We start from the raw sequence: 7,239 nt of genomic DNA on the forward strand, positions 1-7,239 counted from the left end.
GACACGCATGCTGCGACATCTGACCCCCGGCGCGCTCGGGCGCGGCGCGGCGGGCGACCGGAGGACATCCGCGCTGCGGACGCTGTCGATGGCCGCGGTGGCGCTCACCGTGGCCACCGCGACCGTGATCTCCGCCGTCCCCGCCCAGGCCGCCGCCTTCAAGGTCCTGGTGTTCTCCAAGACCGCCGGGTTCCGGCACGACTCGATCCCCAGCGGAATCCAGGCCGTCCGTGACCTGGGGGCCGCCAACGACTTCGCCGTCGACGCCACCGAGGACGCGAACGCCTTCACCGCGGCCAACCTCGCCCAGTACAAGGCGGTGGTGTTCCTCAACACCACCGGTGACGTGCTGAACGACCCCCAGCAGGCCGCCTTCCAGACGTACGTGGACGGCGGGGGCGGTTACGTGGGGGTGCACGCGGCCGCCGACACCGAGTACAACTGGCCCTACTACGGGCAGCTGATGGGAGCCTGGTTCAACAACCACCCGGCGATCCAGCGGGCCACCGTGCGGAACGAGGACCGGGCGCACGCCGCGACCGCTCATCTGGGGGCCACCTGGTCACGCGTCGACGAGTGGTACAACTACCGCACCAACCCGCGCTCCAGTGCGCGGGTGCTGCAGAGCCTGGACGAGAGCAGCTACAGCGGCGGCGGCATGGGCGACCACCCGATCACGTGGTGCCGTCCCCAGTCCGCCGGCCGCGCGTTCTACACCGGCCTGGGGCACACCCAGGAGTCGTACACCGACCCGGACTTCCGCACGCTGCTGCTGGGCGGCATCCGGTACGCGGCCAAGGCCGCCAACGCCGACTGCCGCCCGGAGACCGGATACACGGCGTTGTACAAAGGGTCGACGACGGGCTGGTCGCAGGCGGGGCCGGGGTCGTTCGCCAACAGCGACGCCACGCTGACCTCCCAGGGAGGCATGGGCATGCTGTGGTACAGCGCCAAGGAGTTGCGCTCGTACTCCCTGAAGCTCGACTGGAAGCTGACCGGCGACTCCAACTCGGGGGTCATCGTGGGCTTCCCGGCCACCAGCGACCCGAACGCCGCCCTCGACACCGGGTACGAGGTGCAGATCGACGCGACCGACACCCCGGACCGGACGACGGGGGCGATCTACGGATTCAAGGCGGCGGACATCGCCGCACGGGACGCGGCGCTGAATCCGCCGGGTCAGTGGAACACCTATGAGCTGCTGGTGGAGGGTGAGCGGCTCCAGGTGTTCCTGAACGGCGTCAAGATCAACGATTTCACCAACACCGACCCGGTCCGCTCGCTCCAGCAGGGCTACATCGGCATCCAGAACCACGGGTCCGGCGACGTGGCGTCGTTCCGCGACATCCGCGTCAAGGAACTGACCACTACACCTGGCGGTACGAGCGCGCTGCGCGGCGTGGCGTCGGGGCGGTGCCTGGACGTCGGCGGGGCTTCCCCGGCCAACGGCGCGCAGGCGCGGATCTGGGACTGCGGCGGGCAGGCGGCTCAGCAGTGGACCCCGACCGGTGCCGGTGAGCTGCGGACGTCCAGCGGCAAGTGCCTGGACGTGAACGGCGCGGGCACGGCGGACGGCACCTCCGTCATCGTCTGGGACTGCAACGGCCAGAACAACCAGAAGTGGCGCCTCAACGCCGACGGCACCGTCACGGCGGTCGCGGCGAACAAGTGCCTGGACGTGGCCGGCGCCGGCACCGCCAACGGCACCAGGGTGCAGATCTGGACCTGCAACGGTCAGAACAACCAGAAATGGACCCGCGTCTGACCCCGAGGGGAACGCCCGGCTCCCGGAGCCGGCCCGCTCCCTGCGGGCCGGTTCCGTCGGGCGGCCGGCAGACCGTCCGCCGAATCGGTTCGATGGACGAACCGACGCCCGCAAGGCCCACGCCGCTGTCATGCCGCGCCACCACGGGATGAAGGTTTCATCGCTCCGTCCCGGTGCGTCAGGCCGTCCGCCCAGCTGGGAGCGCTTCGGCGTGCGGCCCGGCCGGGGTCGAGGGGGACGGACCCTTGACGGCTCTCCCCGGATCATGTGTGCTCCGCCACACCACCTCAGCCGGCCTCCGTGAGAGGAGCTCTTCCATTCCGGATGTTAACGCTAACAGTCGGTGGCGCGGCACGCGGCCGCCCCATTCCCCATCCGCGATCTTTCCCGCAGGGAGGTCCTTCGTGTCCACACCAGACAGGCTCCGGCCCTTGTGCAGCCCTCACCCGCTCGACGCGTCCCGTCCGCTGACGACGGCGAGGAGCTGACCATGCGCACGTGGGGACGGCGGTGGGCCGCCGTGCTGGTGGCCGTGGCCCTGGCGTCAGCGGGCACGGTGCTGGGAGCCGGGGACGCCGGCGCGGAGTCCAACGGCGGCGTGCGGGTCATGCCGCTGGGCGACTCGATCACCGAGGGCACCCAGGTGCCGGGCGGGTACCGGATCGGCCTGTGGCAGCGCCTGGCCGCCGGCCGCTACACGATCGACTTCGTCGGGTCGCAGTTCAACGGGCCGGGCAGCCTCGGCGACCACGATCACGAGGGCCACCCCGGGTGGCGGATCGACCAGATCGACGCGAACATCACCGGCTGGCTGCGTACCCACACACCCCGCACGGTGCTGCTGCACATCGGCACCAACGACGTCCTGCAGAACTACAACGTGGCCGGCGCCCCGCAGCGACTGTCCACGCTGATCGACCACATCACCGCGACCGTGCCCGCCGCGGACGTCTTCGTGGCGACCATCATCCCGCTGTCCAACTCGGGCCAGGAGGCGGCCGGCCGCGCCTTCAACGCGGCCCTCCCCGGCATCGTGCAGAGCAAGGTGAACAGCGGCAAGCACGTCCACCTGGTCGACATGCACAGCAAGCTGACCACCGCCGACCTGATCGACGGCGTCCACCCCACCGCCGGCGGCTACGACAAGATGGCCGCCGCCTGGTACGACGCCCTGCAGTCGGTACCCGGCAGCATCGGTCAGCCGGGGGGCACCCCCGGTCCGACGCCCCCGCCCGGGGCGATCAGAGGCGTGGGGTCGGGCAGATGTCTTGACGTCTCCGGCGCGTCGCAGGCGAACGGCGCGCAGGCGCAGATCTGGGACTGCAACGGTCAGGCCAACCAGCAGTGGGCGCCGACCGCGAGCGGTGAGCTGCGGGTCTATGGCACCAAGTGCCTGGATGTGTACGGCCGGGGCACCGCCGACGGCGCCAACGTGATCATCTGGGACTGCAACGGCCAGGACAACCAGAAGTGGCGCCTCAACGCTGACGGCACCATCACCGCCGTGGGGGCGAACAAGTGCCTCGACGTCTCCGGCGCCGGCACGGCCAACGGGGTCAGAGTCCAGATCTGGTCCTGCGGCGGCGCCGCCAACCAACGCTGGACCCGGACCTGACCCATGACATCACTCACTGGCCGGCGGCCGGCCGTTCGTCCCCGGCCCGTCCGGCGGATCGTCCCGAGTTCTTCCCGACAGCCTTAGCCGGAGGTATCAGATGCGCAGAGTTCTCGGCTTAGCACTGGCGGCGGTACTCGCCGCCGGCTCCATCGTCGCGATCGGAGGGGAGATGTCGCCGGTCGCCGCCCTGGACAACGGTCTGGCCCGCACGCCCCCGATGGGCTGGAACGACTGGAACAGCTTCGGCTGCAACGTCAACGACGGCCTGATCCGCCAGACGGCCGACGCCATGGTCTCCAGCGGCATGGCGGCGGCGGGCTACACCTACGTCAACATCGACGACTGCTGGTCCACCAAGAACCGTAACGCCAACGGGGACCTGGTGCCCGATCCGCAGAAGTTCCCCAACGGCATCAAGGCCCTGGCCGACTACGTCCACTCCAAAGGGCTCAAGCTCGGCATCTACTCCTCCGCCGGAACCACGACGTGCGCGGGGTACCCGGCCAGCCTGGGCAACGAGCGGCGGGACGCGGCCCTGTGGGCGTCCTGGGGGATCGACTACCTGAAGTACGACAACTGCGGCGACCACAAGGGCCTGAACGGGCAGCAGCGGTACACCGCCATGCGCGACGCGCTGGCCGCGACCGGACGTCAGATCGTGTACAGCCTGTGCAACTGGGGGCAGGAGAACGTCTGGACGTGGGGGATGCCCGTGGGCAACTCCTGGCGCAACACCGGCGACATCGCGGCCAACTGGAACTCGATCATGGGAATCCTGGACCAGCAGGTCGGGCGCGAGGCGTACTCGGGGCCGGGCGGTTGGAACGACCCCGACATGCTGGAGGTAGGCGTCGGCGGGGTGACGGGGACCGAGGGCCGCGCGCACTTCAGCCTGTGGTCGCTGCTGAACGCGCCGCTCCTCGCCGGCAACGACATCCGCACGATGAGCGCCGACACGCGCACGATCCTCACCAACACCGAGGTCATCGCGGTCAACCAGGACTGGGGCGGCAGGCAGGGCCACAAGATCAGCGACAACGGCAACCTGGAGGTCTGGCGCAAACCGATGGCGAACGGCTCGGTCGCGGTCGTGCTGCTCAACCGGGGCACCGCCACCTCCACGGTCTCGACCACCGCCTCCGCCCTGGGGCTGGGGTCCGCGTCCTCCTACGCGGTGCGCGACCTGTGGGCGCACACGACGTCCTCCTCCTCCGGGACGATCAGCGCGTCGGTCCCCGGGCACGGCGCGGCCATGTACGTCGTGACCGGAGGGGGCATCGTCACGCCCCCGCCCGCGGGGGCGATCAAGGGGGTGGGGTCGGGCAGATGCCTCGACGTCTCCGGTGCCTCGCAGGCGAACGGCGCGCAGGCGCAGATCTGGGACTGCAACGGCCAGGCCGGCCAGCAGTGGACGCCGACCGCGAGCGGTGAGCTGCGGGTCTACGGCGGCAAGTGCCTGGACGTGTACAACCGGGGCACCGCCGACGGCACCAACGTGATCATCTGGGACTGCAACGGCCAGGACAACCAGCGGTGGCGCCTCAACGCCGACGGCACCATCACCGCCGTCGGGGCGAACAAGTGCCTGGACGTGCCGAACAACGCCACCGCCAACGGCACCAAGCTGACCATCTGGTCGTGCAACGGCGGCGTCAACCAACGCTGGACCCGCACCTGACCCGAACAGGCTGACCAGCAGCGGGAGGTGTCTCACCGGTCCGGGGTGGGGAGGAGGACTCGTTCGGCGGGGCGGCGCACACGAGCCGGAAACCGACGCGGGCACGACCCCTCTCCCGATGGGCCTGCCGAGCGGATGGCACGGCGGCTGGTCATCCGGTTTCCGGGCAGTGTGACAGAGAAGAACGGGCAGTGTGACAGAGAAGAAGGAGCATCTGTCACACTGCCCGCAGGCAGACCATGTCCGCCCAGTTCGGCCTCCGCCGCGCCGCGGGCGAGGTTCATCCGGCGGCGGCGCTGTGGTTCGGTGATCGCCTTACCTGCCTGCAGGAGGACGGCCGGTCTCGATCGTGGCGTTCACCAGTCCACCCGACCCCGCTCACCGGGCCGGTCGCGTTCGTGGCGGCAGTCGTGAAGACGCGTCATGAGATTCCCCGTGCGGGCGTGTGATGGAAGGCGTGCCCGCTGCGCTGGATCTCATCCAGCGCGAGACGGGCGCGGCGGATGCGCTCGCGGGCTGCTGCTCGGATCGGGCGCAGCCGGCCCGCTGGCCCAGGTCTTCCTCGGTTCGGCCGCATCGAGGATCCTCAGGCACGCGCCGGTCCCGGTGATGATCCTGCCTCGACAGCAGGAACTCGACAGCAGGAACAGGCCTGCTGTGAGCGGGACTCGACGAGCGGGTTGATGCCGTGGTCGCGCTGCCGTTCCCAGTGAGGGCACGGCCGGGCAGACCGGGACGGCCGGCGGAGAACGCCGGGTCGAGCGCCCACAGACGGCGATACGCTACTCGCGTTCGAAGGTCTCCTGAGATGATCAAGGCGCGGAGTCGTTCGCGGTGTTGCTCGAAGAGGAGAACTGCCCGTCCTACTCCCTTCCGCAACGCCCTTCAGGACGGCGTGGTGCACAGACTGGTCGAACTCGGCAATGATGTGCACGTGAGTAGTCCTGTCCTCGCCGCTGGACGACGACACTCGTTGGGGCTGTGCGCTGACGGCACCGTGGTTGCGGCCGGCGCGGGGACCTCTGGTGAGTGTCGAGTCGAACACTGGGCTCATGTGGTCGCCGTGGCGGCCGGCAACGTGCATACGGCCTCGAACACCGGACGGTCCCACAGCGTGGGCCTCCGCGCGGACGGCACGGTGATGGCGACGGGCTGGAACGGCGACGGGCAGTGTGACATCGCGTCATGGCGCGACGTGACCCTTGTCGCCGCGGGCTGGCGCCGCACCTTGGGGCTCGTTGGTGACGGCACCGTGCTGGCCGCGGGGCGGCTCCTCGAGGGAGCAGGCAACGTGAGCCAATGGCGGGAGATTGTCGCGTTGGCTTGTGGCGACTGGCATTCGGTGGGCCTCAGAGCCGACGGGACCACCGTTGCCGTGGGCAACAATCGCCGTGGGCAGTGCGTGGTCGACACGTGGCGTGACGTTACCGCCGTCGCCGCCGGCTACCTTCACACGGTCGGTCTCACCAGGGACGGACGCGTCTTCGCGGTGGGGGATCAATCGGCGGGTGCCTGTGACGTCAGTGCTTGGAGAGACGTCGTGGCAGTGGCGGCTGGGAGCTACCACACCGTCGGAGTCACCGCGGCCGGCCGAGTCGTGGCCGTGGGCGGCAACGATTCCGGCCAGTGCGACGTAGCCGACTGGCGCGAGATCGTCGCGGTCGCGGCCGGATCCACCCACACTCTCGGGCTGCGCGCGGACGGAACAGTCGTCGCCGCCGGAAACAACGAGCATGGTCAGTGCGACGTCACCGCCTGGGAGGCGATCCGGGTCGCCTGACCAGGGTGTGACCGGGAAGGTTCGCCGGGGTTGGTGGTCAGGGCGATGATGTTGCCGGCGTCCGCCGGCGGGGACCGCGTCCCGGTGATCGCGCAACTGGTCCAGGCCGGCGAGGGCACCGCCCGGCATGTGATCGGATCGCACGGCCAAGCGGCACAGGCAGTTCCCGCGCAAGCGACTGGCGCGGCTTGGTGCGAATGTGCCTTGGCCCCCGAGCGTGTCTGCAGTCCCGAAGCAGCCGGGCCTCACGGCAGGTTGGCGAACCGTTCGACCTGGTCCGTCCGGCCGGACACGATGACGACATCGCCGTAGCCGAGCACGGTCTCCGCGGTGGCGTAGGTGAACTCCTGCCCCTGGCTCTTGACCGCGACGATGGTGACGCCGTACTTCCGCCGCAG

General features: G+C 69.9%; 6 protein-coding genes. 5 read left to right on the plus strand and 1 reads right to left on the minus strand.

The window, feature by feature from the left end; genetic code table 11:
* Window positions 1-7: 7 nt before the first annotated feature.
* The 5 genes from AB0H81_RS28970 to AB0H81_RS28990 all read left to right on the plus strand — a co-directional run bounded on the left by AB0H81_RS28970 (window position 8) and on the right by AB0H81_RS28990 (window position 6,841).
* Entirely contained in the window at window positions 8-1,765 is a 1,758-nt protein-coding gene (locus AB0H81_RS28970; protein ID WP_358380894.1) for a ThuA domain-containing protein, read from the plus strand.
* 490 nt (window positions 1,766-2,255) lie between these two features.
* Window positions 2,256-3,380 (plus strand): lectin, encoded by a 1,125-nt coding sequence (locus AB0H81_RS28975; RefSeq protein WP_358380896.1) that lies wholly within the window; start codon window positions 2,256-2,258, stop codon window positions 3,378-3,380.
* Window positions 3,381-3,480: 100 nt separating this feature from the next.
* Entirely contained in the window at window positions 3,481-5,061 is a 1,581-nt protein-coding gene (locus AB0H81_RS28980; protein ID WP_358380898.1) for a lectin, read from the plus strand.
* 423 nt (window positions 5,062-5,484) lie between these two features.
* Window positions 5,485-5,745, plus strand: a complete 261-nt coding sequence (locus AB0H81_RS28985; protein ID WP_358380899.1) for a universal stress protein — start codon at window positions 5,485-5,487, stop codon at window positions 5,743-5,745.
* A 214-nt stretch (window positions 5,746-5,959) separates the two neighbouring features.
* Window positions 5,960-6,841 (plus strand): hypothetical protein, encoded by an 882-nt coding sequence (locus AB0H81_RS28990; protein WP_358380901.1) that lies wholly within the window; start codon window positions 5,960-5,962, stop codon window positions 6,839-6,841.
* Window positions 6,842-7,086: 245 nt separating this feature from the next.
* On the opposite strand, the gene AB0H81_RS28995 is transcribed toward AB0H81_RS28990, so the two are convergent.
* Entirely contained in the window at window positions 7,087-7,239 is a 153-nt protein-coding gene (locus tag AB0H81_RS28995; RefSeq protein WP_358380905.1) for a TrkA C-terminal domain-containing protein, read from the minus strand.

The sequence above is a fragment of the Nonomuraea sp. NPDC050691 genome (assembly GCF_040654455.1).
GTDB lineage: Bacteria > Actinomycetota > Actinomycetes > Streptosporangiales > Streptosporangiaceae > Nonomuraea.

Bases quoted from the DNA above. Each gene is read 5' to 3' on its own strand.
- AB0H81_RS28985 (WP_358380899.1), top strand. From the start codon at position 5,485: ATGAGATTCCCCGTGCGGGCGTGTGATGGAAGGCGTGCCCGCTGCGCT.
- AB0H81_RS28970 (WP_358380894.1), top strand. From the start codon at position 8: ATGCTGCGACATCTGACCCCCGGCGCGCTCGGGCGCGGCGCGGCGGGC.
- AB0H81_RS28980 (WP_358380898.1), top strand. From the start codon at position 3,481: ATGCGCAGAGTTCTCGGCTTAGCACTGGCGGCGGTACTCGCCGCCGGC.
- AB0H81_RS28975 (WP_358380896.1), top strand. From the start codon at position 2,256: ATGCGCACGTGGGGACGGCGGTGGGCCGCCGTGCTGGTGGCCGTGGCC.